This is a genomic window from Bacillus sp. FSL R9-9410 (assembly GCF_038050385.1).
Taxonomy (GTDB): Bacteria; Bacillota; Bacilli; order Bacillales; family Bacillaceae_G; genus Bacillus_A; species Bacillus_A cereus_U.
The window spans coordinates 2823088-2849810 of the sequence record NZ_JBBOTV010000001.1 but is presented as its reverse complement, the minus strand read 5'-3'; the positions used below and the strand labels follow the sequence as shown (position 1 = coordinate 2849810).

Below are 26723 nucleotides of genomic sequence, written 5' to 3'. Positions count from 1 at the left end.
ATAGACGTTCTCCTAAAATATAGAGTTGAAAAATAGTTTTTAGAAAAGTATTAGATGAAAAATCCGACATTAGAAAAGAAAAAAAGGATTCTTCCTAATTAGTAAGAAAGATTGTCTATAGAAGTTCATAAAATGTAATATATTCAATTTCCATCCATTGAAGGGGGAGGTTAATTTTTAATGAATGAAGTGAAAAATTTCTTTCGAAGTAGAGGGTTTCAACGGTTTCTCGTTTTAATAATATTAGTGCTTGTATTGTATGGATTAAAAAGTATGATTAATTTAATATTAATTACGTTTATTCTCACATTTTTGATGGATCGATTTCAAAAGTTTATTTCAAAAAAATTGAAAGTAAATAGGAAAGTGGTTATTGCTGGTTTATATATTGTATTAGTGACGTTTATTGTAACTACACTATATAAATATTTGCCTGTATTAACGATACAAATTTCACAATTAATTTATCAATTTAAATTGTTTTTTCAAAACCCACCTGATAACGAGATAATTAAATATGCACTTTCGACAATTAATGGAATGGAAGTATCAAAATATATCGAACAAGGTGTAGATGTCATTTATCAATCGATAGCAAACATAGGAAAGGTCAGTTTACAAATACTACTTTCTCTTATTTTAAGCTTATTTTTCTTATTAGAAAAAGAACGTATTATAGCATTTACTTCGAAATTTAAAGATAGTAAGCTGAAAATTTTTTATGAGGAGATTGCATATTTCGGTGAAAGGTTTGCAAGATCGTTCGGAAAAGTGATTGAAGCACAGTTTTTAATTGCGGTTGTCAATTGTGTACTCACTGTAATTGCACTTGTCATTTTAGGATTTCCACAGCTTCTTGTATTGGCTGTCATGGTCTTTCTACTCGGTTTGATTCCAGTTGCTGGTGTTATTATTTCCTTGTTTCCACTTTGTATCATTGCCTATAACGTCGGCGGGGTTGTGTATGTTGTTTACATACTAGTGTTCATTACAGTAATCCACGCTCTTGAAAGTTATTTATTAAATCCAAAATTTATGTCTGCAAAAACGAATTTACCTGTTTTTTATACATTTATGATTCTTATCTTTTCAGAGCATTTCCTCGGAATATGGGGGCTTATTATTGGGATTCCAATCTTTATCTTTTTATTAGATGTACTTGATGTAAATAATGATGAACCGATTAAAGATAATAAGTGATAGAAAATGACCGATGTTTGCTCTTAATGAAAACATCGGTCATTTGTTATTTTTTCTTTGAAGGAGGAAGTTTAATGAAGGTATTTGCAATTAAAGCTATAATAACAGCAGCAAAAATAAAGACTGCGATTACACCAACTCCCATACCTGCCCATCCTCCTATAAGGAAGATACTTATCGGTATTGCTAACAAGCTTAAAATAATTAGAATCAATCCGAGATTCTTATCATATTTTTTAGTTGGAAATAGCGTTCTGATGATTAAGAAGAGGAAAAGTATTAAGGATGCTACAGCTAGCAAGAGGATTGCAATCGTCAAAGAATCATTCATGAAGTCACCCCTTTTTATTATAGATAATATTACCGTTTAAATTGAGGGGGAACTATAAAAATATAAAAAAGCAATCCAATATATAAATCGGATTGCTTTTTTGATTGAAAAATATGATTAAAGAACAGGAGCCATTGTTTCTTTCAATACTTGAACAGAGTGATCGAATTTTAATTCTTCCTCTTCACTTAGTTCAACTTCTAAAATTTCACGAACACCGCCGCGGTTTAAAACAGCAGGTACGCCGATATAAACATCTTGTTGGCCGTATTGACCTTCAAGATATGCTGATACAGTTAATACGCTGTTTTCATTGCTTAAGATTGCTTTCGTAACACGTAAAAGTGACATGCCGATGCCGTAGTATGTAGCACCTTTTCGTTCAATAATGTGGTAAGCTGCATCACGAACGTTTATGAAAATATCATCTAAATCTTTTTGGTTATATGTGTTGTCTTTTTCAAGAAGCGTTTGTAGTTTTTGAATACCAATTGATACGTGACTCCACACCGGAAGTTCTGTATCACCGTGCTCTCCGATAATATAAGCGTGAATGTTATGAGGTCCAATATCGAAGTACTCACCTAACATATAGCGGAAACGAGCAGAATCAAGAGTTGTACCAGAACCGATTACGCGTTCTTTCGGTAATCCAGATTCTTTCCAAGTTACGTAAGTTAAAATATCTACAGGGTTTGTTGCGATTAAGAAGATACCGTCAAAGCCGCTATCCATAATGCTACGAACAATTTGTTTGAAAATTTTAGCGTTTTTCTCAACTAAATCTAAACGTGTTTCACCTGGCTTTTGTGGCAATCCAGCTGTAATTACAACAAGATCTGCGTCTTTACAATCTTCATAACTACCTTTCCAAACCTTTGTTGGAGCTGGTGCGAAAGGAACGGCATGGCTTAAGTCCATTGCTTCTCCTTCAGCTTTTGCTTCATTTACATCAACTAAAACAAATTCTTCAGCTACAGCTTGGTTAATCATACAATAAGCATAACTACATCCAACTGCTCCTGTTCCTACTAATACAACACGGTTAATACCTTTTTTCATTTCAAAATTCCTCACTATTTCATTAATTTTAATATGTAAGATAATACGTCTTACTTCTATAGTATCATATCTATTTTATTACATTTTATAAAAGATATTCAAGTACTTGAAAATGTATCCGCTCAATTACTTGAATGAAACATAGGAATCCTGTTAAACGAATATAATTCAGTAAAATCCTTCGTAAAAGGGGAATTGGCATGGGGAATCCATTATCGATGGAACAAATGCTTCAAATTGTTCATGAAGGGCTTGCCAAAACGAATAACCCCAAACGAATTACAGTTGCCGGTGCAGGGATATCTGGATTAGTTGCAGCATCTTTATTAAAAGAGGCTGGGCATGAGGTAACGATTATAGAAGCAAATAACAGAATAGGTGGCAGGGTGTATACAATTCGGGAACCATTTAGTGCAGGATTATATTTTAACGCAGGTCCTATGCGTATTCCGGATACTCACGATTTAACTTTAGCCTACATTTGTAAATTTAAACTACCGTTAAACCTTTTTATTAATAAAACTTCTTCAGATATAATTTATACGAATAACAAAAGAACGAGATTGGATGTGTTTGAAAAGGATCCAAGTGTACTTGGATATCCAGTTTTAGATAAAGAAAGAGGGAAAACGGCAGAAGGGTTAATGTTAGAGGTATTGGAACCGATACTTAATTATATTAAGAAAGATCCTGATAAAAACTGGATTATTGTTGAAAAAAAGTATAAAACATATTCGCTCGGCTCATTTTTAACTGAGTATTATTCAGATGGGGTAATAGATATGATCGGAGTACTTCTTGATATGGAAGCATACATGGGAATGTCTTTAATTGAAGTATTACGCGAAATGATCTTTTTCACTTCAACGACGAAATATTATGAGATAACCGGCGGGATGGATGCATTACCAAATTCATTTTTACCAGAGCTAAAGGATAATATTTTTATGTCGTATAAAGTAGAAAAAATTATACAGGAAGATAATAAAGTAATGATGCAAGTAACACATGAACAAACGTTAAATTCATTTATGGTAACGGGGGACATTGCTATTGTCACAATTCCATTTTCAACTTTGCGATTTGTAGAAGTCCAGCCATATCATTTATTCTCTTATTATAAAAGGCGGGCGATTCGTGAATTAAATTATATTGCTTCAACTAAAATTGCGATAGAGTTTAAAAGTAGATTTTGGGAAAGAGCAGGACAATATGGTGGTAAGTCAATTACAGATTTACCTATCCGCTTTACATATTATCCGAGCTATGGCATTCATACACCAGGGGTGGCTATCGTTTTAGTGAGTTATACGTGGGCAGATGAGGCGTTAACGTGGGATAGTCTCTCGAATAGAGAACGTATTCGTTATGCGTTGAAAAATTTAGCGCAAATATATGGAAACGTGGTTTATAGTGAGTATGTTGCAGGAGAATCTTTTAGCTGGAGTCAAAATCCGTATTCTTGCGGAGCATTTACAGCTTTTGAACCAGGGCAAGAGCTTGAAGTATTTCCATATATTACGCCGCCAGCTGGCAGGGTGCACTTTGCAGGAGAACATACGACGTTAACACATGGATGGATGCAAGGAGCGATTGAGTCTGGAATTAGAGTTGCTCATGAAGTGAATGAAAATGAAACGATAATCTAGCAGTTTTGTTTACAAATAGGTATTCTTTTAATAAAATGATAAGTATAAATCGTAATAATTACGCTTTGAAGAAATTTGAAGTAGAGAAATGGATGGTCGGTCGTATGAGTAAAGTAGAAATTCATATATTAGGTGGTTTTTTAGGTAGTGGAAAATCAACATTGCTGCAAAATTTATTATTAGCAGAAAAGAAGAAAAATCGAAAAGTTGCAGTTTTGATGAATGAAATCGGTGAATACTCGGTAGATACAGATATTATTGGAAAAGAGAATGTGTTAAGGGAACTCCTGAAAGGATGTATTTGTTGTACGTTGAAAGAAGAGCTTGAAATACAATTACATTCTTTATATCAACAGGAAAGACCAGATGTAATTTATATAGAAACAACAGGCGTCGCACATCCAATTGAAGTGTTAGATGCATGTGTATCACCAATTTTAGCTCCTTTCCTTGAAGTGAAATCCATAGTAGTCGTATTAGATGCGGTAAGATGGTTAAACCGAAGTATATTAAGTGCAAATGTACAACAGCTATTACATGAGCAAATGAAATATGGAAGTCATATTCTTATTAATAAATCAGATTTATTAACAGATGAAGATAAAAATAAAGTATTTGAAGATGTAAAAGCAATAAATAATCATGCGAAATTGTTTGAAACAAAATATTGTAATATATCTTTAAATGATATAGAAGAAGCTGAATTTGCGAGTGGTGGAGAACATGCGACACTTCATGTTAAACAGCATTTACATATACAAACAATGACGTATCAATTTACGAAATCGATTGATCAAGACAAATTATATGAATGGCTTTCGAATTTACCAGATAGTATTTATCGTGTGAAAGGTTTTGTGAAATTTCATGGAGATAAATACCCCCATCTATTCCAATATTCGTTTGGGGTACCAACTTTATTGGAACAAGACTTCGGTTACCCGACAAACTTGGTAGTAATAGGGGAAGGATTAGATAAGAAGCAATTGGTTGAAGGATTAGAGAAAGTCGAAAATAATTAATCAGTTTTTCTAATCGTTTTTTTAAGTAAGCTGCAAATAATTGACTTAATGAATTAAGTTAATTATTTGCAGCTTTTTGCGTGATGATTACTGTAATGAAACAGTAATTTCATTTGAACAACGGAATATATATTGATTGTATGTCCGTTTCCATTTAATAGGAAGGTGATTATAGATTTGTGCCGAATGTAGAGGTTACTACAAGAGTTTTCCATTACCAATTTTAAAGACATGATTACAGACAAGGGAATTTGTCGTGTTTGATTCTATCAGAAAGTAAAGTATGGGGAGGATCACAATGTCGATGGAAAAACGTAAATGGCTAAGAACGGTGGTTACTGGTTGTGTTTTAGGGTCGTTATTAGTAACAGCAGCTTGTTCAGGAAAAAAGACAAGTACAGAAGATGAAAAAACGATTAAGGTAGGGGTTCTTGCTTCGTTAACAGGTCCACTAGAATCGTATGGAAAACAAACGGTAAATGGATTTGAATTAGGCTTAGACTATGCAACTGGTGGAACAGGGAAAGTAGAAGGAAAGAAGATTAAGTTTGTTGTGGAAGATACAGAAACGAAAGCAGATGTAGCCGTTAAGAAGGCTACGAAATTATTAGAAGAAGAGAAAGTTGATTTTTTAGTCGGATCGTCTAGTTCAAGTGATACATTAGCAGTTTTACCACTAGCTGAAGAGTATAAAAAGATTATGGTTGTAGAACCGGCAGTTGCTGATAGTATTACCGGGAAGAACTGGAATAAATATATTTTTAGAACAGGAAGAAACTCTTCGCAAGATGCGATTGCTGGGGCTGCCTCAATTGCTAAAAAAGATGTAAAGATTGCGACGTTTGCTCCAGATAATGCTTTCGGTCGTGAAGGAATTGCAGCATTTAAAGCGGGAGCGAAGAAATTAGGTGCGAATATTGTAAACGAGCAATATGCGGATACGAATTCAACTGATTTCACTGCGAATATTCAAAATATTATTAGCTCAAAACCAGATTATTTATTTATCGTTTGGGCAGGTGCGAATTCACCGTGGAAACAGTTGAAAGATATGAATGTGGAAGCGCAAGGCATTAAAATTTCTACTGGTGCACCTGATATACCAGCATTAAAAACGATGGATGCGCTAATAGGGATGCAAGGGTTTTCCGTTTATTATCACTCACTTCCAAAGAATAAGGTGAACGATTGGTTAGTAGAAGAACATAAAAAACGATTTAATGGTGCTGTTCCAGATTTATTTACAGCAGGAGGAATGTCAGCGGCAATTTCTATCGTCGAAGCTTTAAAGAAAACGAAGGGCGATACAGATGTAGATACACTTATTAAGAAAATGGAAGGGATGGAATTTGAGACACCGAAAGGAAAGATGAAATTTAGAGAGAAGGATCATCAAGCATTACAAACTCTTTATTCTATAACGCTGAAAAAGCAAGATGGTGTTGATTATCCAGTACCAGTGTTAGAACGAGAATTAACGATGAAAGAAACAGAACCGTCTGTTCAAAATAAATAGACTGAATTTTCTGTTGTTTTTGTATAAAGAGGGGATACCCTCTTTATACTTATTTCTTTCATAACATGGCTTTCAGTGGGAGGGATTTCATGACACATTTGTTAGAGACGAAAAATCTTTGTGTATCTTTTGGGGATCATCATGTTATTAAGGATGTTAATTTAACGGTACAAAAAGGAAAGCTCATTTCAATTATTGGACCTAATGGTGCTGGAAAGACAACACTATTCAATTTACTAAGTGGGCAAATTTCTCCGACGAAAGGTGAAGTTTATTTTAAAGGACAGGATATTACAAAATTATCAATTTCAGATCGAACGCGCTTGGGTATTGGTCGTTCTTTTCAGTTGACAAATATTTTTCCAGAGCTAACAGTACTTGAAAATGTGCGTCTAAGTGTTCAATCATTTGTTCAGGATTATTACAGTTTCTTTCCGAATGTAGCCAAGTTAAAGCAGCAAACTGGAGAAGCGAGACGTCTTTTGAAGACAGTACTACTTCACGAGAAAGGGGACGTATTAGCTAAAGACTTAGCTCACGGAGAAAAAAGAAAGTTAGAGCTTGCTATGTTGTTAGCATTAAAGACAGATGTATTACTACTAGATGAGCCGACAGCAGGTATTTCAGTTGAGGAAGTTCCAGCTATATTACAAGTAATCGAAAATATTAAAAAGAATCCAGAGAGCACAATCGTACTTATCGAACACAAAATGGATATGGTGCTAGATTTATCAGATCATCTTATCGTTTTATTTCATGGGGAATTATTGGCTGAAGGGTTGCCGGAAGAAATGATGAAAGACGAACGAGTACAAAGTGCTTATTTAGGGGGATTATACAGTGGCACTACTACAAGTGAATAATATAGAGACGTATTTAGATCAGTTTCATATTTTACAAGGAGTGTCCCTTTCGGTTGAGAAGGGAACGATTACAGTATTGTTTGGAAGAAATGGTGCTGGAAAAACAACAACATTGCGCTCAGTTATGGGATTTCACCGGATAGCAAATGGAGAAGTTTATTATGATAACACAAAAGTAAATGGATTATCTACACATTTAATTTCAAGAAAAGGTATAGGTTATGTACCAGAAAATCAAGGTATTTTTCATGATTTAACAGTAGAAGAGACATTCGCACTTGCTAGGGGGAAAAATGGGGAAGAATCTGAAGAGAAGATAGAATGGATGCTCGAACTATTTCCGGATTTAAAGCAGTTTTGGAATAAGAAAAGTGGGCTCTTAAGCGGGGGACAAAAGCAAATGTTGGCAATTTCAAGAGCATTTATTAATAGTGATGGACTATTGCTTATTGATGAGCCGAGTAAAGGGCTGTCTCCAATTATGATAGAAAAATTAATGGTAGCTATTTTGAAAATGAAGGGAAAAACGACTGTTTTACTTGTTGAACAAAATTTTATGATGGCTAGTCAAATTGGTGATTATTTTTACATTATGGATAATGGGCGCATTGTGCATAACGGTTTCATGAAGGAACTGCGAGAGGATAAGGAAACATGTCATAAATATTTAGGTATTTCTTAACATTGATACGGGGGGATAGAACGTGGATGTGCTAATTAACTTATTTGTAAACGGCGTTTCGACAGGGATGCTTATTTTTTTATTAGCGTCTGGTCTATCACTTATTTTCGGTTTAATGAGCGTACTAAATTTTGCGCATGGCGGTTTATTTGCATGGGGAGCATTTACAGGCGTTTGGTTATTTAATATGACAGATAGTTATTTATTAGCGCTAATTGGCGCAGTTGCTATGGGTATGTTTCTTGGTTTCATTTTAGAAAGGTTTCTTATTAGACCAGTGTATGGAAACCATGTTCGGCAGCTTCTCGTTACACTCGGAGGAATGCTCGTTCTTAGCGAGTGCATCAAAATATTTTGGGGTCCTAATCCAATCGCTGCAAAATTACCGTTATGGCTTCAAGGAAGTTTTACATTTGGAGGAGTTATCTTAATAAAATATCGCCTATTCGTTATTTTAGTTGGGATACTAATTTACATCGCTTTACTATTATTGCTGAAAAAAACAAAGATAGGACTTATGATTCGCGCGGGTGTAATGGATAAAGAGATGGTTCAAGCTCTCGGAATTAACGTAAAAGCGATATTCTCGTTTGTTTTTTTATTAGGAGCAGGGATGGCGGCGTTAGGTGGTTTTCTACTAGCACCATATTCAGGAGTTATTTTCGCTGAGATGGGTATGCAGTATGCAATTTTAGCCTTTATAGTAGTTATCATTGGAGGATTAGGTAGCGTACAAGGTTCAGCGCTCGCTTCTTTAATCGTCGGATTAGCCGGTGCTTTTACAGCGTATTTTATACCAGATTTATCTCTTGCAATCAATATGTTAATGTTACTATTTTTCTTAATAGTGAAGCCAACGGGACTCGTTGGTGAAAAGGGGTGACATGGTGAACAGCATATCGGGTCGAATTAAAGTATACTTCGGAGTATTTATGCTCATTTGTTTAAGTGTATTTCCATTCGTAAATGATTCACGGAGCTTGTTAATTTTGTTTACTCAAATCTTCATCTTTGCTATTTTCGCTATGAGTTTTGATGTTCTCCTTGGATATACAGGTATTGTTTCATTCGGTCATTGTATGTTCTTTGGTATAGGGGCGTATGGGGTGGCACTCTTGTTTGATCGGCAAGGAGTATCCATAATGAACTTTTTCATAGGAATAGCAGCCGCAATTATTGTATCAGCCATCGTTAGTTATATAATCGGTATGCTTTCATTACGTTTGAAAAGTCATTTTTATGCAATGTTAACGCTCGCTATTTCTCAGTTATTTTTTGTACTTGCTGAAAAATGGCGTTCGCTGACTCACGGAGGAGATGGATTTACATTTCGTGTACCAGATATATTCCGTGATCGTTTTACGTATTATTACGTAACACTTATATGTTTAATCAGCATCTTCATTTTGTTACGTCTTTTCACAAAGTCTTCTATTGGAAAAGTATTAAAGGCAATTTCACAAAATGAACAACGTGTTGAAGCACTTGGCTATAAAGTTCTTCATTATAAAATTATTGCTAGTGTTGTTGCAGGAGTAGTTGCAGCGATTAGCGGTGGTTTATTCGTTATCACATTGCGTTTTGTAAATACGACGGTATTTTCAATTGAAATGACGCTAAATGCATTATTGATGACAATGATTGGAGGAGTAGGAACGTTAATCGGAGCAATCGCTGGAGCTGGGATTATTGAATCACTGAAATATTATTTATCCGAACTAGCAACGGAATATCCGATTTTTGAAAGATGGACGATTATTCTTGGTTTATTGTATATTATCGTGCTACTAGTTTTTCCGAAAGGATTAGTTGGAACAGTTAAAAAGTTGAAGAATTTTAAAAGGGGTAAGAAGGAGAAGAGTACGGAGGTGGAACAGAACGTGTGAAAATTTGTTAGGAAAGGTGTAAGTAATAATATGAAAATCTCTCCTTTATATAAGTTACAGGAGGGGTTTTTTATTTCTAGAAAAAGGACTCGGGTTTATGTATAATTCATAAAATTGATCTTTTTTATTCTTGATGCGTAAAGATAAGTAGCTCTAGCAAAAAGCTGCAAACGTAGGATTTCATTCTGCGGGATCAGCGACAAATGCATGCAGATGTAAGAGTATATGCAGGTAATTATGGATTAGATTATTCAGGTATAATTCAACTTTTTATAATGGAGGTTATCCAGTTGGAAATCCATATGATTTTGTTGGGAGTTGGGAATTTGTTATCGTAGCTATTAATGATGGTTTTATGAGTCATTATAATTATTCCAATACTAATAAGAGAAAAACAGTTATTCATGAATTTGGACATGTTTTGGCTATGGCTCACCAAGATTCGTTTAAAGAATCAATTATGAAACAAGGGTAACTTAATTATACAGATCCAACTAGTTTAGATATTGAAAATATACAATTTAGATATTAATTCGAATGGGAGATGGCTATCTTGAAGCGGAAATGGATATTATCAAGTTTAGTCGTATCGATTTCAACAATTTTGTTAATGGGATGTCAAGAGAAATATAGTACAAATGTTCAAGTGAAAAAAGATATATCGGAATATAAGGTGCTGCCAAATAATTGGGCGGATTATCGTGTATATGCTGATACGAATGAATTAGAGAATTCGTCACCTATTATTGTACATGGAGAATTTACGGGGAAACGAAGTATTAAAGAGTGGAAAGACAGTGAAACTAACGAAGTTGTACAAAAAGCATCAGAGTCAGAAATAAAAATAAACAAAATATATAAGGGGAATATTGAAAGTGACTCTAATATCAAAATTTATGAGCCTGCTCGATTTGAAAATAGCCAATTTCATAGCATTGAAGGATACAATTTGGTTCAAAAAAATAAAGACTATGTATTGTTTTTAAGACCGTCAACGGAACAGGATGCTTATATTATTGTAGGAATGTATCAAGGTAAATATGATATGTCGAATAAAAAAGAAGCTAAAGAAAAAAGAACAATACAAAAATATGAAGAAATTCAGCAAGACGAATATTTTGGGGATGAAACTGAGAGATTTAACAAATTGAAAAATGAAGTAATACAAAAATATAATTAAACTTTTACAAAACAGAATATTTACTGAAGAAGAGAAGAAGTCACTTTAATTCTTCTTTTTATTTAGCCTGCATTAACGGGAAATTTGTTAGAGAAAAATTCACTATAAGATGGATTCTTTCTGATATATATCAAAGAAATATATATAATTTTCTCTTGCATTACTATCACTTGAGTGGTAAAGTGATAGTAAGATTCACGATAGGAAGTGATCAAACATGCGTGAAAATACGATAGGATCGTTAATCTGGTTACGTTTAATACGATTTACTAACCAAAGTAATCAGATGTCAAATGAGTTTTTGAAACGTTTTGATTTGACGACAGCTCAATTTGATGTACTTATGCAAATACGGATTTATCAGCCCCTTACACAAATGGAGTTAGCCGAAAAAGTTACTGTGACGCAAGGTGGTATTTCTAGAATGTTAACACGTCTTGAAAAAGAAGAGTATATAGTCCGTAAACAAGATTGGAAAACGAAAATGATTAGCCTTACTGAGAAGGGTGAAGCAGTATTAGAAAGAGCATTGCCAGAGCAACTTGCATTCCAATCATCTTTTTTTGATGATGTATTAGATGAGGAAGAACAGAAAATACTATACGCGTTAATGACAAAAGTTCATAAGCATAGTGAAAAAAAAGAATTACCACATGAGTAATTTTTTTTACACCATCAATTGACTAATCAAGTGATGGTTAGAGGAGGAAATATTATGTATACAATTCCAGGGCATCACCACATTTCTATGGTGACAAAAAATGCGAAAACAAATAATGATTTTTATCAAAAAGTATTAGGATTACGCCGAGTGAAAAAGACAGTCAATCAAGATAATCCATTTATGTATCATTTGTTTTATGGCGATTTAACAGGGAGTGCCGGAACTGAATTATCATTTTTTGAAATGCCGAATGTAGGAAGAACAATCCGTGGTACAAATGCAATAACACAAATAGGCTTACTCGTACCTTCAATAGAAAGTCTTACATTTTGGAAGAGACGTTTTGAGTCGCTCCAGGTGGCGCATGGGGAAATTACAACTTACGCCGGAAGAGACGCACTGCACTTTGAAGATCCAGATGGCCTACGGTTAGTACTGTTAAATAATAACGGTGAAGAGGTGCCTGAATATTGGACTGCATGGGAGGAATCTTCTGTAGAGCAGAATCATCGTATTTTAGGTATGGGAACAGTTGAAATGACAGTGCGCAGTTTAAATAAATTATCAAAAACATTAACAGGCTTGTTTAGTTATAAAGAAGTATCTCGTTCAGACGATGAGGGGGTTTATCAATCTATAGCTGGTCAATCTTTTGGAGAAATTTTGGTGAAACAGCAAGAGGGAGAGAGTGAAAGACCTGGAAAAGGGAGTATTCATCATTTAGCTATTCGTGTAAAAAATGATGAAGAACTGAGTTATTGGAATGAAGCGGTGAAAGATAAAGGGTTCCAATCAACAGGCATTATCGATCGCTTTTATTTTAAAAGTTTATATTTCCGTGAGTCAAATGGCATTTTATTTGAGATTGCGACGGATGGACCAGGATTTACAGTAGATTCAGCAGTTGAAGAATTAGGAAAAGAGCTGGATTTACCACCATTTTTAGAAGAGAGAAGAAAAGAGATTGAAGAGAAATTAATACCGCTTTATTAAAAGGGAGAGAGCAACTGTGGAAAAATATCGTATTGATACAAGTAAAGGAATTGAATTTGGATTATATTCAATTGGAGATCATATTTTAAATCCGCATAATGGTTCGAAAATAAGTGCAGAAAAAAGAATTCATGAACTAATTGAAACAGCTAAGTTAGCAGATGAAGCTGGAATTGATGTGTTTGCTGTCGGTGAAAGTCATCAAGCGCATTTTACAACGCAAGCTCATACAGTTATTTTAGGAGCTATTGCACAAGCTACGAAAAATATTAAAATCGCGAGTTCTGCAACAGTATTAAGTACGTCAGATCCGGTTCGTGTATATGAGGACTTTGCCACAATCGATTTGATTTCTAATGGTCGTGCTGAAATCGTTGCTGGTCGTGGATCTCGTATTGGAGGATATAGTTTACTTGGCTACGATGTAAATTATTATGAAGAACTATTTGAAGAGAAGATGGATCTTTTATTAAAAATAAATAAAGAAGAAAGTGTAACATGGAAAGGGCAGTTTAGAACGCCACTTGAACATGCGACAATTATACCGAGAGCTAAAAATAACAATATGCCAATTTGGCGTGCTGTTGGAGGGCCACCTGCTAGTGCGATTAAGGCAGGACACGCAGGTGTACCAATGATGCTTACGACACTTGGTGGCCCAGCCCTTAATTTTAAAGTTTCGGTTGATGCATATCGTGAAGCTGCTGAGCAAAGTGGTTTTGATCCAGCAACATTACCAATTGCGACAACAAGTTTATTTTATACAGCAGAAAATTCACAAGATGCACTTAGTGAATATTATCCTCATATTAATGCTGGTATGCTTGCACTACGTGGTGGTGGGTATCCAAAACAGCAATTTACTAATGCAGTAGATCACCGTGACGCGTTAATGATTGGTAGCCCGCAACAAATTATTGAAAAAATGCTTTATCAATATGAGTTATTTGGGCAACAACGTTTTATGGCACAAATTGATTTTGGCGGTGTACCATTTGATAAGATTGAGAAAAACATTGAATTAATTGCTACTGAAATTATGCCGGCTGTTAGAAAATATACAACGAAATAATGAAAAAAGTACCGGGAATATAATCTATTCTCGGTACTTTTTTATATTTAGCTCGCTATTTGCGGGCCGCCCGACTGGCGTGGGCTAATATTCAGTTAGAAAAAATGACAAAAAAACGAATTTTATGGCTAGAGAAAGGGAAGTTTTTTTCTATTTGTGAATAACAATATTATTGATTTGAATTTTGGAAATACATTTTTCTCTTGACAAAAATGTAGCGTGTTTTCGGATTTTATTCGAGGACATTTTTCAAGAGGAAAGTCAAGCGTATGAAGAGAAAAACGTAATGATAATTGATATAAGAGTATGTTATATGTTTGGGAAATACATTTTTAAAATGTGAGAAATCTAATTCAAAAAAATTACAAAAGACATATTTCAGACAAAATCCTGTCAATAATACGTCAAAAATCACCTGAATTTATTATGTAAGTATATTATACAATTCGATTAACGAATAAAACACTACTGAAATAGTGAAAAGGTAAATCGTATGAAGAAAGTTCTTTTGTAATTATCTAAAAAACTGACAATCTATATTTTCAGAAAGTACATATAACGAATTTATCTTTTTGTATTTCCAAATGATTGAATTGTTCGTTATGAAGTGAATTCATACAATTCAATCGATATTACGATATAAAAAATTATGAAGGAAGTGACTTTAGCATGGAAACGCTCGAATTGGCACGAATACAATTTGCATCAACAACGATTTTTCATTACTTTTTCGTTCCGCTGTCTATAGGTTTAGCTTTTATCATTGCGTTAATGCAAACGTTGTATGTGGTAAAGGGACAAGAAATTTATAAGAAGATGACAAAGTTTTGGACACAAATATTCCTTGTTAACTTCGCAGTAGGTGTTGTAACAGGTATTTTACAAGAATTTCAGTTTGGTATGAACTGGTCAACGTATTCACGTTTTGTTGGTGATGTTTTCGGACCATCACTTGCAATTGAAGGTTTATTAGCATTTTTCATTGAGTCTACATTCCTAGGTTTATGGGTATTCGGTGAGGATAAACTTCCGAAGCGAATTCACCTTTTATGTATTTGGCTCCTTTCATTAGGAACAATGTTATCAGCATTTTGGATTTTAACTGCAAGTGCATTTATGCATGCCCCAGTGGGATATGAAATGGCAGCAGATGGACGTGCACAGATGAATGATTTTTGGGCGATTATTCAAAATCCACAATTATGGGTGCAATTCCCACATACAATCACAGCGGCAATTGCAACTGGTGCATTCTTTATTGCAGGTGTAAGTGCATGGAAAATATCAAAAGGTCAAGAAACTGCGGTGTTTAAAAAATCGTTCCGAGTTTCTATCGTTGTTGGAACAATTACAACAGCATTAGTATTATTTTTCGGTCATGCGCAAGCACAACATTTAATTAAGGCACATCCGATGAAAATGGCGGCAGCTGAAGCATTATGGAATACGAGTGAGGATCCAGCGCCATTTACAGTATTTGCAAAAATTGATACAGAGAAGAAAGAAAATTCGTTTGAAATTCAAATCCCTTATATGCTAAGTCTATTGTCATACGATAAATTTAGCGGTCAAGTAGAAGGAATGAATCAAATTCAAAAACAATATGAAGAAAAATATGGACCTGGAGATTATATTCCGCCAGTACATACTATGTTCTGGAGCTTTAGAGCGATGGTAATGAGTGGAACATTCATGCTTCTTCTAGGAGCGTACGGCTGGTTCTTATCAAGAAAAGATCGCTTAACTGAAAACCCTTGGTATTTAAAAATAATGGTATATGCAATTGCACTACCATTTATCGGTAATACAGTAGGATGGATCATGACTGAAATGGGACGTCAGCCTTGGGTTGTCTTTGGTGTTATGAAAACAGAAGATGCTGTATCTCCAAACGTTTCATTTGGAGAAGTATTATTCTCTCTTGTTTCATTCACATCACTATATTTAATTGTTGGAGGAATTACTGTTTACTTATTCGTTCGTATAATTAAAGGACATGCGAATAAGAAAACGAAAAAGGATTATCAAAGCCATGATCCATTTGATAAGGAGGAAGAGTATGTTATCTCTTAATGAGTTGTGGTTTCTAATTATTTCAACCTTATTCGTTGGCTTCTTTGTACTTGAAGGTTTCGATTTTGGTGTAGGAATCGTTTCAAGGTTTTTAGGAAAAAATGATTTGGAAAAGCGTATATATTTAAATACAATTGGACCGTTTTGGCACGCGAATGAAGTATGGCTTGTTTGTGCTGGTGGCGCTATGTTTGCGGCATTTCCGCACTGGTATGCAACTTTATTTAGTGGGTTCTATATTCCATTTGTGTTTATGCTTCTTGCATTAATTATAAGAGGTGTTTCCTTTAAATTCCGTGCGAAAATAGAAAACCATAAGTGGAAAAATTTCTGGGATTGGGGCATGTTTATTGGAAGCTTGCTACCGCCTATACTTTGGGGAGTTGCAATCGCAAACTTTATGACAGGTGTACCAATTGATGAAAGTAAAAATATGGTAGGCGGATTTATGAAATTACTTCACCCATTTGCGTTACTTGGAGGAGTTATGTTTCTTCTTCTATGTATTGTTCATGGTTTGCAATTTCTTACTATACGTACAACAGGAAAATTACGAGAACGCGCACGTATTGCCGCAACAAAGATTGCACCTTTTGCATTAATAACACTTCTTGTTTTTGCAGCTGTAGGGTTATGGAAAACAGATATTTTCACCGCACATGGTTCAGAGTGGCTAATGGTTCCAGTTGGAGCTTTTGTAGCGCTATTTGTTTCTACTTTATTAAATAAAAGAAGAAGAGATGGTTGGGCTTTCTTTATGACGAGTTTAACAATCATTTTGCTAAGTGCAAGTGTGTTCATCGGTATGTTCCCACGTGTCATGATTAGCTCATTAGGAGCGGTAAATGATTTGACAATTTATAATGCGGCATCAGGACCTTATGCATTAAAACTGATGAGCTATTTCTCTCTTGCTATTTTACCGTTTGTTATCGGTAGTCAAATATGGAGTTTCTATGTATTTAGACAACCTGTTAAGTCAGACAAAGATTTGGAGTACTAATGAAAAGAAAAAGAGGACTTCCGTCGTATCCTGGTAGCCGAGTTTTATATGTGACTTTAAGTCTTATTAGCATTTTAGAGGCGTGTAGTATCATTGCGCAGACAGTGTTTTTAGCACGAGCAATCACATTTTTATTTCATGGAGAAACAGTGCAGGCTGTGCTAAATGAAACTGTTTATTTTGGGATCACGTTTGCAGCACGCCAAATGTTGGTGCGAGCATCGCAAATATTGGTTGAGCGTTTCGCTGAAAAAACAGGATTGGCATTACGTAAACAGTTAATAGAAGCATATTTTACATTAGGGCCGAGATTTGTCCAAACGAATGGGACTGGCCATCTGGTTACTTTATCGATAGAAGGTATTGAGAAATTCAAAACTTATATTGAATTAACAATTCCTAAAATGATTAGAAGTAGTATCGTACCAGGACTAATTGTTCTATATGTTTTTACACTGGACATTAAGTCTGGAATCATTTTAGTTGTAACGATTCCAATTGTGATTATATTTATGATCCTTCTAGGATTAGCAGCGCAAAAAATGGCGGATAGCCAATATGAAACATATCGTGTACTTTCTAATCATTTCGTAGATACGTTAAAAGGATTAGAAACATTAAAGTATTTAGGGAAAAGTAAACAGCACGAAGGAAAGATTGAAAAAGTAAGTAAACGATATAGAAAAGCAACGATGCGTACTTTGCGAGTTGCTTTTCTTTCTTCTTTTGCATTAGATTTCTTTACGAGTTTATCAATTGCATTTGTAGCAGTTGGATTAGGGATACGGTTAATAGATGGAACGATAATACTATTACCAGCCCTTACGATTTTAATTTTAGCGCCGGAATATTTTCTGCCGATTAAGCAAGTTGGAGCGAATTATCATGCTACATTAGATGGACAACTGGCAATGGAGCAAATAGAAGAAATTTTACAGAAACAAAAAGAAATAGAAAAGAAAGATTCAAATGTAGATATAGTATGGAATTCTTCTAGTAGTTTGAAATTACAAGATGTAAAAGTAAATAATGATGAATCTGAAAAGGCTATATTAGAGGGAATTGATTTTACTTGGCAAGGTAACGGTGCTATAGGCATTATTGGTGAAAGTGGGGCAGGGAAATCAACGTTAATCGATGTGTTAGCAGGATTTCTACCGCCTTCGGGTGGGAAGATGTTAGTAAATGGTGTGGAAATTGGTGAATCTACTCGAGAAGATTGGCAAAAAAATATTGCTTATATTCCGCAGCAACCTTATATTTTTCCGCTTTCATTAAAAGATAATATTTGTTTCTATGAAACGAATACAATTGATGAAGAAGTTGAGAGAGTTATTAATGAAGTTGGTCTTCGTTCGCTCGTTGCATCATTACCACATGGGATGTACGAAAGAATTGGAGAAGGTGGACGTATGCTTAGTGGCGGACAAGAACAACGTGTCGCTATGGCACGTGCACTTTTAAGTAAAAAGCCAATCATTTTATTAGATGAACCTACAGCACATCTTGATATTGAAACTGAATTTGAAATAAAGCAATCGATGTTACGTCTGTTTGAAGGTAAGTTAGTATTTCTTGCAACGCATCGTCTGCATTGGATGAAGCAAATGGATCATATTCTTATTTTAAATAAAGGGGAAATTAAAGAAAGTGGAACATATGAAGAACTTTTAAAGAATGAGACATTACATTTTCATAGGGAAGAGGGGGGAGAGCGATGAGTAACTGGATTAAACCTCATATACAGCAAAATAAAGGTAGAATGACGTTGACTATTTTCCTCGGGCTTCTTGGAGTTAGTTCAGGTGCGATGTTACTTTTCATTTCAGGTTATTTAATTTCTAAATCTGCTCTCAGACCAGAAAATGTAATGGTTGTATATGTTCCTATAGTTGCAACGCGTGCGTTTAGTATAGGGCAAGCTGTCTTTCATTATTTAGAGCGTTTAGTAGGGCATGACGTCGTTCTACGAATTTTAGAAAAAATGAGGACAAAACTATATAGAATTGTAGAACCACAGGCGTTATTTTTGCGCTCTCGATTTCAAACTGGTGATGTACTAGGTGTATTGTCTGATGATATAGAACATTTACAGAATCTATATTTACGTACAATATTTCCTAGTATATTAGCATTAGTTGTATATAGCATTTTCGTACTTGTTATCGGTGCATTTGATTTAGTATTTGCACTTATCGCAGCTTGTATGTTAGCTGTTATTGTTTTTCTTCTTCCATTCGTATCACTACTTTTGATGAAACGACATCATGTTGCTTTGAAGCGAGGAAGAAATCGTTTGTATCAACAATTGACAGATGTTGTATTTGGGTTATCTGATTGGCAGGCGAGTGGTAGAAAAGATGAATTTATTAATGCGTATGTAGAGCGAAATGTCCAGTTGTTAAAGACAGAAAAGAGAGTGAAACGCTGGTACCATATTCGAGATAGTATCATTCATTTAATAGTGGGTATTGTAGTTATTTCAATGATTATGTGGACTGGAAATCAATCTGCAAGTGAACAGATTGCTCCCACAGTTATTGCAGCATTCGTATTAATGACATTGTCTGTGACGAATGTGCTTATTCCTGTATCAGATGCTATTGATCGAATTCCATCTTATATAGAATCTGTTCATCGGCTTAATGGCGTAGAAAGTGATAGCGCTTTGGATGATGGTAAGGAGTTACCTGGAGATAAAGAATACGTTATACCAAAACATGTAGATATTGAACTGAGTAATGTGTCGTATAATTACCCGAATAGTAATGAATCTGTATTAAAAGACGTATCATTGCAAATAAAGGCAGGAAAGAAAATTGCTATTTTAGGTAGAAGTGGAACAGGAAAATCTACTTTACTAAAATTGTTAACTGGGGCACTACGTCCGGTGAATGGCCAAGTTATATTGAATGGTGAACAAGCTCATACGGATTTTTTGTCAAAATATATTTCTATATTAAATCAAAAACCACATTTATTCGATACGACAATTGGAAATAATGTGCGGATTGGTAAACCAGAGGCTAATGATGAAGAGATATGGAAAGCTTTAGAAAAAGCGCAGCTAGCACCGCACATTGCTTCTCTTCCTGATGGATTACAAACAAAAATGCATGAAATGGGAAAGAGGTTTTCTGGCGGAGAAAGGCAAAGGGTAGCATTTGCAAGAACTCTTATGCAAGAAGCACCAATCATTGTACTTGATGAACCGACTATCGGTTTAGACCCTAAAACAGAATTAGCCTTAATAGAAACAATGTTTTCTGCAACAGAAGAAAAGACTGTTATTTGGATTACACATCATCTTGTAGGAATTGAACATGTAGATGAAGTGATTTTCCTTGATAGTGGTCAAATCGCTATGAAAGGTAGTCACGAACAGCTACTGAAAGAAAATGAGAAATATCGTAGGTTATACGAGCTTGATAAAGGTATATAAGAATGAAATGCAAAAAACACAAATTCTTGATAGTTCAAGGTTTGTGTTTTTTGTATTTGTGGTGAAATCATATAGACTGTATAAGCTAGTTGAGCATGAAATGGTTATATATTGTTAGAAAGGGTGTTTAAAACCTATCCTTTCAAGGCAATACTTGAGCCATAGTGAATGGATTGTTGGAAGGCGTGATTATATGTTTGAAGAGGATGGCATTGTTTTAATTCTGGAGCCTGCTGATGAACGGAATATGAGGAAATTTATTTTTACAGTTCCGAAATCAGTTTATGAAAAAAAAGAGATTTCATTACATTACGGAACACCTTTAGGTCAAGGATATACGGACATTATAGAAGATATTATTAGTGTACATATAGACATAGATATTGTAACGGTAATAGGGCGTGTGAGAGGATAAAGAGAAACTTTAATTAGTGGGAGTAATACTTACCTGGAAAACAGACGTACTTAAAATAAGTATGTCTGTTTTTATATTTAAATGAAGATAGTTTCGAGGTACATGGTGAACAGGATAATAATGATTTTTCTAGAATGTATAAGAGGAAGATTAAAAAAATAAGATATGATGTGATAAAGTGTATAAGAAGAAAACAAAGTGTTTATAAATGAATAAAAGTATGACAATTATTTAGGAGGTCAAAATGAAGTTTACAAAAACACTGTTACTTTCAATTGTAGTTTCAATTGGTTTGATGGGATGTTCGCTAGTGGAGGAAGGGAAGAACTCCATAGATTACGCTCAAAAAGCGACAGACTATGTAAATGAAATAAGTGCATTTGCAAATGAAGCGCCAGCATTAGCTGAAAAGGCTGTTAAGGATGGGGAAGCCCGGAAAGAACTAGAAACGAAACTTACTGAAATTAAACAAGATATACCAGCTTTTAATGAATTAACACCACCAGATGTAGCGAAGGATCTTCACCAGCAAATCGTCGGTTATAATGAAAAGTTAAATACATTAATTGATACATCTATAACAAAGATAGAGGAAGGAAAAATGAATGTAGAGCAGTTTAAAAACTCTGAGCTTATGCAGACGATAGAACAAGTTCGTGATTTGAAAGATAAGGTTCAAAATTTAGGGCAATAACAAAAAGATCCGTTTATCATAAACGGATCTTTTTGTTATTGAATACAATAGATGATTACACCAATGACAATAATAATGTTGCCAATGATTTTTCGTTTCGTGATTTTCTCCCCTAGGAAGTACCAACTGAAAATTAAGATGATGATATAACTTAATGATTCTAATGCAGATGCTTGCTTTAATGCCAAGCCTTTTAAGGCAATCACATTTAATCCGGCATTAATTACAAATAAAAAGTAGCCGATGATAACATAAGGATTCATATATTCTTTTATTCTAGAATCGTATTGTTGTAAAGTAGCCTTTTTTAATAATATTTGTGAGTAATTGGCTAAAATTATCCCGAAAATAAATAATAACATATAACTATTCATCTTTTGTCACCACCACAATTCCGACGATAATAATAGCTGCGCCAAGTATGTGATTCCACTGTATCGTATCTCCAAATAGGAATACTGACCAAAGCATTGACCATAGTATTATAATCCCACGGTGTGAATATGCTCTAGAAATTTCAAAATTCTTAATGACTTGTTGCCATAGAATTGCATATCCGAATAAAAGTACAACAAGCCCAAAGTAAGCAATAAAAAATGAAATTGATGCAATAGGGAATTGAGCTACCCATTTCATGTAAACCATAATGATAGAATATATCAAGAAGGCCACATGTAAAAATACATAGTTTTTAATAGTTGGTTTCATATATTCACTCTCTTTTACTTTATATACACGTATGTAAACTCGATGTATATAATCAATAGCTTCTTATTATATATAAAAGGCATATTGAAATGATTTTTGTTTATTTCTTCACATTCCAAAATATATAGTAACATGTCTTCTAATGTAAAACAATAGAAGGCAATACGTAGCTTTAGAGCTGAAAATAATAGAGGTAGTAGAGTTAGATTTTCCACTGTTCTATAATTTGTATCGTTTTATTTGTTGCATCCATCTCTACTTGAATACCTATTGGCAAAGTAATCATTGGATGAGTATGACAACAATCAAAATCGGCTAGAAAAGGAAGTTTTTGATTTTGCAATACTTCTAATAGTATTTCGTAAGGTTTTCGATTTGCACCACAATCATCAAACTGCTCATGTTTTCCAAGGATGATACCTGAAACTTTATCAAAAACGCCGTTAATTTTAAGTAATGAAAAACTTCTTTCGAGAGTAGCTGCATCTTTTGAGCTATCTTCAATAAAGAGAATGTCACCTTCTTGAATATGTGGCATATAGGGACTACCCCAAATACCTTGTATAGTGTTTAAATTCCCACCAATAATACGTCCAGTAGCTTTTCCACCAATTACTGAAATCCAATTGTTCGGTAGAAGATCTTTTTCTTTTGTTTTTTCTTCCCAATTAATAAATTCATCTGACCAAAATAACGGCTGGTTTATGTTGTAAGGAAGGTGTTGATCAGTTAATAAAGTATCCGCAAAATATTTGTACGTGCAATCTACGAAAGGTTCAAATTCACCAAAAGAAGGAACGAGTGTTGGACCATAAAATGTAGGAATTCCTGTTTTTGCATAAATTCCTAGTAATAACGCTGTTGCGTCGGAATAGCCAATCATTATTTTAGGTTTTTTTTGAAAAGAAGCATAATCAATATAAGGTAATAATGAATTTGAATTCATTCCCCCAATTGTCGACATGATACAAGAAACGTTAGGGTTTCTAATCAAGTCATTTAGTTCCTCAGCACGATCTTTAATGCTCCCTGAACGATAATAATCATATTGACCTGTTAGTGAACCTTCTAATATATGAAATCCTTTCTTTTGTAGGTATAATTTTGCTCGTTCAAATCTCTTTGGAGAAGTATAGGTTACTGGTGAAGAGGGAGAGTAGATGCCGATTGTATCTCCATATTTCAATCTTTTTGGAAGTATCATTTGTATAAATCCTTTCTATTATATAGTGTTTTTGTGGTTTGATATTATTGAATATTCTTATATTTTATTGTTTTTAGTGTAACACATATGAAAAAGAGAACGAGGTTGAAATTATAATTGCTGTAGATGAATAAATATACTTTTTACCTTGACGATATAAAGTAATTGTTGTTATGGTTAAACATGAGTGTATAAAAGGTTTGCTAAAGGAGTTTTAGAATGAAGCGGTTAAAATGGGGAAGATTAACAATCCTATTAGTAGTAATTCTGGGTATATGTTGGTTCTTTTTCCAAGGAGTTCAAAAGAGTGAAACAAATGTAGATACTCAGCCTTTACAAGTGGCAGAGCTACCTAAAACAGGGCTATCTGAAAAAGTAGTTCCACCAAAATATATACCACCAGAAATTGATGCAAAAGCAGCTATTATTATCGATGCGAGTAATGGAGAAGTTATTTATCAAAATAATGAAAATGAAGCTGTTGCCCCTGCTAGTATGTCAAAAATGATGACAGCATATCTCGTTTTAGAGAGTATACATAATGGGAAAGTCCACTGGGAAGATCCAGTGAAAATAAGTGCAAAATCGGCACAAACAGAGGGTGCAAAAATCCCAATGCAAGTAAATGATACATTGACTGTTAAGGACTTATATCATGCATTAATGATTGAATCGGCTAATAATTCGGCTGTCGCTTTAGCAGAACATGTAGCTAAGACAGAAAAAAACTTTGTTCAACTTATGAATGCAAAAGCCCAGCAGTTAGAAATGTCAGATAAAGCTAAATTCGCGAATGCTTCCGGATTACAGGAGCCCGACGGAAGTGAAACAAAAATGACAGCAGCTGACGTAGCGAAATTAGCGTATCATCTTATAAAAGACTATCCAGAGATATTAGAAGTGACTCACTTACGTCAAAGTCAGTTAGCATTTAATAATATTAATGTTACAAATACAAATGAGATGTTAAACAAAAATAATAAAGCTTTATATATAGAAGGAATAGACGGATTAAAAACAGGATTTACAGATAGCGCAGGGTATTGTTTTACAGGTACTGCAAAACAAGGCGATAATCGCATTATTACAGTTGTTATGGGGACAAAAAGTAAAACAAAACGTTTTACAGAAACAAATAAATTAATGTCCTATGCATTTCAATTACTTAATTAGGTGAAGAAAGAAGTAAATGAGATTATTAGCCCGCACCAATCGGGCGTTTACGGGCAGTTGATCGCCCACCTAACTTCTTTGCTCCCGCTGAATTTTGAGGTGGGAGTTTTACTGCCCGTTAATGCGGGATAAAAATAAGACAGACAGTTTATTGAACCTTGATTTTGGTGACAATAAACTGTTTTTTTATTCTTTGATGTATAGGAAGTAAAAACTCAAGTGATATCATTTGAGTTTGTTTTTGTTTGTTGATATTATTAAGTTAAGAACTTATTAATAATAAGTTCGAGAGGCATTATATGCTTCGTACATATGATACTGCCTCAAATGAAAAATTGGAGGGAATTGTAATGGCAAAAGATTTTTACTCAGCAATTGAAGACAGAAGATCTATTTACGCGATTAGTAAAGAGCAAGTAGTTTCTGATGAAAGAATTCAAGAAGTGATTTATCATGCTGTGAAACATACACCTTCGGCTTTTAATTCTCAAAGTGCAAGAGTTGTTGTATTACTAGGTGAACAACACGACAAATTATGGGATGTTACGAAAGAAACGTTACGAAAAATTGTACCTGAAAATAATTTTGCACCTACGGAAGAGAAAATGAATGCATTTAAAAGTGGCTATGGGACAGTTTTGTATTTTGAAGATAGTAAAGTAGTAGAAAGTTTGCAAGAGAACTTTGCACTATACAAAGATAATTTTCCTACATGGTCTCAGCAATCTTCTGGAATGTTGCAATTTTCGATTTGGACAGCATTAGAGATTGAAGGTTTTGGTGCTACATTGCAGCATTATAATCCGTTGATTGATGAAGAAGTAAAAAAAGAATGGGATGTACCTGAAAACTGGAAGTTAACTGCGCAAATGCCATTTGGTAAACCGGTAGTTTCGGCAGGAGATAAAGAATATCAGCCATTAGAAACTCGTGTGAAAATTTACAAATAAAATAAAGTGAAACTTTAATCAGTGGGGGTTTTATCCATCCCCCACTGATTATTAGCCTTCACCAATCGGGCTTTTACGGGCAGTTTCTCCCACCTAACTTCCTCGCATTCGCCGAATTTTGAGGTGGGAGTCTTACTGCCCGCTAATGCGGGGTAAAAAATAGAAGGTGAACAGAGATATAATCTGTTCACCTTTTTATATATGGTATGGGTTTTTATGCTGAATTGTTTTCATTTGCTCTTTTAGTTCGTTTTTCTTTGTTTCAATGATTGTTACCTGTTTAAATGTTGTAAACGATAATAAGTGAGTAAGAGCAGAGTAAAGTTCGATATTATTATTTATGTGATCGTCTATTATTTTTTCCACAAATGCAACTCCTCTTTTTATGTGATTATACATATTCTATCAATAAAACCCTAATAATTCCATGTTTAGTAGGGAAACAAAATAGTCAATTGTGTTTTTGGGATGAGAGTGCTCTCGAGGGGGGCGTGAAATCTTACAAATCATCACGGTGTTTAAAATCATACATAGTATAGAGAATTCATTTTCTTAAAATATTATACTATTGATTAATAAAGTGTTTTTTGTCATGATAAGAGTGTGCCTCATGAAAAAGAACTTTCTAGAAAAATATAGTGTGTTTATGTATTAGATTAATGGAATTTTCATATTAGATAGAAAGTGTAAAATCTATATTGAAATAACGTATGAAATTTTAAATTTTGATGTAATACATAAGGAATTTGAAAAAATCGTTGCAAAAACACACTGTTTAATGATAAAGTTCACATGAAGTTCACACTAAATTCACTTCAATCGTTTAAAATAAACGATGTGTGAAAAATAAAACTCTTGCTAAAAAATGGAACTGGATGAATATTTTACTTTGATAATATTGTAAAGTACTAAGTTTATAGTTTTCTCAAGAGGATAGTAGG

General features: G+C 34.3%; 26 protein-coding genes. 20 read left to right on the top strand and 6 right to left on the bottom strand.

Annotation, left to right across the window (positions count from 1 at the left end; translation table 11 throughout):
- The first annotated feature begins 180 nt into the window (after nt 1–180).
- Complete coding sequence (locus MKX77_RS14810) at nt 181–1200, top strand: AI-2E family transporter (protein ID WP_002031308.1); 1020 nt, start codon at nt 181–183, stop codon at nt 1198–1200.
- 46 nt (nt 1201–1246) lie between these two features.
- On the opposite strand, the gene MKX77_RS14805 is transcribed toward MKX77_RS14810, so the two are convergent.
- Nucleotides 1247–1531: a YesK family protein gene (locus tag MKX77_RS14805; RefSeq protein ID WP_341307071.1), complete on the bottom strand. Its 285-nt coding sequence runs from the start codon at nt 1529–1531 to the stop codon at nt 1247–1249.
- Between the two features lie 117 nt (nt 1532–1648).
- Nucleotides 1649–2593 (bottom strand): L-lactate dehydrogenase, encoded by a 945-nt coding sequence (locus MKX77_RS14800; protein WP_201056097.1) that lies wholly within the window; start codon nt 2591–2593, stop codon nt 1649–1651.
- 200 nt (nt 2594–2793) lie between these two features.
- Here MKX77_RS14800 and MKX77_RS14795 point away from each other — a divergent pair, with 200 nt between their 5' ends.
- The 17 genes from MKX77_RS14795 to MKX77_RS14715 all read left to right on the top strand — a co-directional run bounded on the left by MKX77_RS14795 (nt 2794) and on the right by MKX77_RS14715 (nt 21747).
- A complete protein-coding gene (locus tag MKX77_RS14795) occupies nt 2794–4242 on the top strand; it encodes a flavin monoamine oxidase family protein (protein WP_341307070.1) in 1449 nt (482 codons plus the stop codon).
- 104 nt (nt 4243–4346) lie between these two features.
- The gene (locus MKX77_RS14790) at nt 4347–5264 is read left to right on the top strand and encodes a CobW family GTP-binding protein (RefSeq protein WP_341307069.1); all 918 of its coding nucleotides are present in this window, start codon (nt 4347–4349) and stop codon (nt 5262–5264) included.
- 298 nt (nt 5265–5562) lie between these two features.
- Complete coding sequence (locus MKX77_RS14785; protein WP_341307068.1) at nt 5563–6780, top strand: substrate-binding domain-containing protein; 1218 nt, start codon at nt 5563–5565, stop codon at nt 6778–6780.
- 89 nt (nt 6781–6869) lie between these two features.
- On the top strand, nt 6870–7643 hold the full coding sequence (locus MKX77_RS14780; RefSeq protein WP_341307067.1) for an ABC transporter ATP-binding protein: 774 nt from the start codon (nt 6870–6872) through the stop codon (nt 7641–7643).
- The gene (locus MKX77_RS14775) at nt 7621–8325 is read left to right on the top strand and encodes a branched-chain amino acid ABC transporter ATP-binding protein (protein ID WP_341307066.1); all 705 of its coding nucleotides are present in this window, start codon (nt 7621–7623) and stop codon (nt 8323–8325) included. The genes MKX77_RS14780 and MKX77_RS14775 overlap by 23 nt, the downstream gene beginning before the upstream one ends.
- A 22-nt stretch (nt 8326–8347) precedes the next feature.
- Complete coding sequence (locus MKX77_RS14770) at nt 8348–9208, top strand: branched-chain amino acid ABC transporter permease (protein ID WP_002158285.1); 861 nt, start codon at nt 8348–8350, stop codon at nt 9206–9208.
- Nucleotides 9209–9257: 49 nt separating this feature from the next.
- On the top strand, nt 9258–10211 hold the full coding sequence (locus tag MKX77_RS14765; protein WP_215556577.1) for a branched-chain amino acid ABC transporter permease: 954 nt from the start codon (nt 9258–9260) through the stop codon (nt 10209–10211).
- 553 nt (nt 10212–10764) lie between these two features.
- Nucleotides 10765–11391, top strand: coding sequence for a hypothetical protein (locus MKX77_RS14760; protein ID WP_341307065.1), 627 nt, complete (start codon nt 10765–10767; stop codon nt 11389–11391).
- Between the two features lie 217 nt (nt 11392–11608).
- The gene (locus MKX77_RS14755; RefSeq protein WP_002148721.1) at nt 11609–12052 is read left to right on the top strand and encodes a MarR family winged helix-turn-helix transcriptional regulator; all 444 of its coding nucleotides are present in this window, start codon (nt 11609–11611) and stop codon (nt 12050–12052) included.
- A 54-nt stretch (nt 12053–12106) separates the two neighbouring features.
- On the top strand, nt 12107–13048 hold the full coding sequence (locus MKX77_RS14750; RefSeq protein WP_341307064.1) for a ring-cleaving dioxygenase: 942 nt from the start codon (nt 12107–12109) through the stop codon (nt 13046–13048).
- Between the two features lie 16 nt (nt 13049–13064).
- Complete coding sequence (locus MKX77_RS14745) at nt 13065–14120, top strand: LLM class flavin-dependent oxidoreductase (protein ID WP_341307063.1); 1056 nt, start codon at nt 13065–13067, stop codon at nt 14118–14120.
- 669 nt (nt 14121–14789) lie between these two features.
- Nucleotides 14790–16193, top strand: a complete 1404-nt coding sequence (cydA, locus tag MKX77_RS14740) for a cytochrome ubiquinol oxidase subunit I (RefSeq protein WP_341307062.1) — start codon at nt 14790–14792, stop codon at nt 16191–16193.
- Nucleotides 16180–17196 carry a cytochrome d ubiquinol oxidase subunit II gene (gene cydB, locus MKX77_RS14735; protein ID WP_341307061.1) on the top strand — a complete coding sequence of 339 codons (1017 nt, stop codon included), beginning with the start codon at nt 16180–16182 and terminating at the stop codon, nt 17194–17196. The genes cydA and cydB overlap by 14 nt, the downstream gene beginning before the upstream one ends.
- On the top strand, nt 17196–18917 hold the full coding sequence (cydD, locus tag MKX77_RS14730; RefSeq protein ID WP_341307060.1) for a thiol reductant ABC exporter subunit CydD: 1722 nt from the start codon (nt 17196–17198) through the stop codon (nt 18915–18917). The genes cydB and cydD overlap by 1 nt, the downstream gene beginning before the upstream one ends.
- A complete protein-coding gene (gene cydC / locus MKX77_RS14725; protein ID WP_341307059.1) occupies nt 18914–20638 on the top strand; it encodes a thiol reductant ABC exporter subunit CydC in 1725 nt (574 codons plus the stop codon). Before cydD ends, cydC begins: the two co-directional genes overlap by 4 nt.
- 193 nt (nt 20639–20831) lie before the next feature.
- Entirely contained in the window at nt 20832–21053 is a 222-nt protein-coding gene (locus tag MKX77_RS14720; RefSeq protein WP_215556038.1) for a hypothetical protein, read from the top strand.
- A 244-nt stretch (nt 21054–21297) separates the two neighbouring features.
- A complete protein-coding gene (locus MKX77_RS14715) occupies nt 21298–21747 on the top strand; it encodes a DUF6376 family protein (protein WP_341307058.1) in 450 nt (149 codons plus the stop codon).
- 35 nt (nt 21748–21782) lie between these two features.
- Here MKX77_RS14715 and MKX77_RS14710 read toward each other — a convergent pair whose 3' ends face one another.
- From MKX77_RS14710 to MKX77_RS14700, 3 genes are all read right to left on the bottom strand, one after another.
- Entirely contained in the window at nt 21783–22121 is a 339-nt protein-coding gene (locus tag MKX77_RS14710; RefSeq protein ID WP_215596193.1) for an EamA family transporter, read from the bottom strand.
- Nucleotides 22114–22455, bottom strand: a complete 342-nt coding sequence (locus tag MKX77_RS14705) for an EamA family transporter (RefSeq protein WP_341307057.1) — start codon at nt 22453–22455, stop codon at nt 22114–22116. Before MKX77_RS14705 ends, MKX77_RS14710 begins: the two co-directional genes overlap by 8 nt.
- A gap of 202 nt (nt 22456–22657) precedes the next feature.
- A complete protein-coding gene (locus tag MKX77_RS14700) occupies nt 22658–23659 on the bottom strand; it encodes a S66 family peptidase (RefSeq protein WP_341307056.1) in 1002 nt (333 codons plus the stop codon).
- A gap of 219 nt (nt 23660–23878) precedes the next feature.
- Here MKX77_RS14700 and MKX77_RS14695 point away from each other — a divergent pair, with 219 nt between their 5' ends.
- Both MKX77_RS14695 and MKX77_RS14690 read left to right on the top strand, forming a co-directional pair.
- Nucleotides 23879–24832, top strand: a complete 954-nt coding sequence (locus MKX77_RS14695; protein WP_215556042.1) for a D-alanyl-D-alanine carboxypeptidase family protein — start codon at nt 23879–23881, stop codon at nt 24830–24832.
- A gap of 350 nt (nt 24833–25182) precedes the next feature.
- On the top strand, nt 25183–25782 hold the full coding sequence (locus MKX77_RS14690; RefSeq protein ID WP_341307970.1) for a nitroreductase family protein: 600 nt from the start codon (nt 25183–25185) through the stop codon (nt 25780–25782).
- A 195-nt stretch (nt 25783–25977) separates the two neighbouring features.
- Here MKX77_RS14690 and MKX77_RS14685 read toward each other — a convergent pair whose 3' ends face one another.
- A complete protein-coding gene (locus tag MKX77_RS14685; protein ID WP_341307055.1) occupies nt 25978–26148 on the bottom strand; it encodes a hypothetical protein in 171 nt (56 codons plus the stop codon).
- Between the last annotated feature and the right edge of the window lie 575 nt (nt 26149–26723).

Excerpts from the sequence above, each read along its gene's own strand:
- MKX77_RS14810 (WP_002031308.1), top strand. The coding sequence starts at position 181 with ATGAATGAAGTGAAAAATTTCTTTCGAAGTAGAGGGTTTCAACGGTTT.
- MKX77_RS14805 (WP_341307071.1), bottom strand. The coding sequence starts at position 1,531 with ATGAATGATTCTTTGACGATTGCAATCCTCTTGCTAGCTGTAGCATCC.
- MKX77_RS14800 (WP_201056097.1), bottom strand. The coding sequence starts at position 2,593 with ATGAAAAAAGGTATTAACCGTGTTGTATTAGTAGGAACAGGAGCAGTT.
- MKX77_RS14795 (WP_341307070.1), top strand. The coding sequence starts at position 2,794 with ATGGGGAATCCATTATCGATGGAACAAATGCTTCAAATTGTTCATGAA.
- MKX77_RS14790 (WP_341307069.1), top strand. The coding sequence starts at position 4,347 with ATGAGTAAAGTAGAAATTCATATATTAGGTGGTTTTTTAGGTAGTGGA.
- MKX77_RS14785 (WP_341307068.1), top strand. The coding sequence starts at position 5,563 with ATGTCGATGGAAAAACGTAAATGGCTAAGAACGGTGGTTACTGGTTGT.
- MKX77_RS14780 (WP_341307067.1), top strand. The coding sequence starts at position 6,870 with ATGACACATTTGTTAGAGACGAAAAATCTTTGTGTATCTTTTGGGGAT.
- MKX77_RS14765 (WP_215556577.1), top strand. The coding sequence starts at position 9,258 with ATGCTCATTTGTTTAAGTGTATTTCCATTCGTAAATGATTCACGGAGC.
- MKX77_RS14755 (WP_002148721.1), top strand. The coding sequence starts at position 11,609 with ATGCGTGAAAATACGATAGGATCGTTAATCTGGTTACGTTTAATACGA.
- MKX77_RS14750 (WP_341307064.1), top strand. The coding sequence starts at position 12,107 with ATGTATACAATTCCAGGGCATCACCACATTTCTATGGTGACAAAAAAT.
- cydA (WP_341307062.1), top strand. The coding sequence starts at position 14,790 with ATGGAAACGCTCGAATTGGCACGAATACAATTTGCATCAACAACGATT.
- cydB (WP_341307061.1), top strand. The coding sequence starts at position 16,180 with ATGTTATCTCTTAATGAGTTGTGGTTTCTAATTATTTCAACCTTATTC.
- cydD (WP_341307060.1), top strand. The coding sequence starts at position 17,196 with ATGAAAAGAAAAAGAGGACTTCCGTCGTATCCTGGTAGCCGAGTTTTA.
- cydC (WP_341307059.1), top strand. The coding sequence starts at position 18,914 with ATGAGTAACTGGATTAAACCTCATATACAGCAAAATAAAGGTAGAATG.
- MKX77_RS14720 (WP_215556038.1), top strand. The coding sequence starts at position 20,832 with ATGTTTGAAGAGGATGGCATTGTTTTAATTCTGGAGCCTGCTGATGAA.
- MKX77_RS14715 (WP_341307058.1), top strand. The coding sequence starts at position 21,298 with ATGAAGTTTACAAAAACACTGTTACTTTCAATTGTAGTTTCAATTGGT.
- MKX77_RS14710 (WP_215596193.1), bottom strand. The coding sequence starts at position 22,121 with ATGAATAGTTATATGTTATTATTTATTTTCGGGATAATTTTAGCCAAT.
- MKX77_RS14705 (WP_341307057.1), bottom strand. The coding sequence starts at position 22,455 with ATGAAACCAACTATTAAAAACTATGTATTTTTACATGTGGCCTTCTTG.
- MKX77_RS14700 (WP_341307056.1), bottom strand. The coding sequence starts at position 23,659 with ATGATACTTCCAAAAAGATTGAAATATGGAGATACAATCGGCATCTAC.
- MKX77_RS14695 (WP_215556042.1), top strand. The coding sequence starts at position 23,879 with ATGAAGCGGTTAAAATGGGGAAGATTAACAATCCTATTAGTAGTAATT.
- MKX77_RS14690 (WP_341307970.1), top strand. The coding sequence starts at position 25,183 with ATGGCAAAAGATTTTTACTCAGCAATTGAAGACAGAAGATCTATTTAC.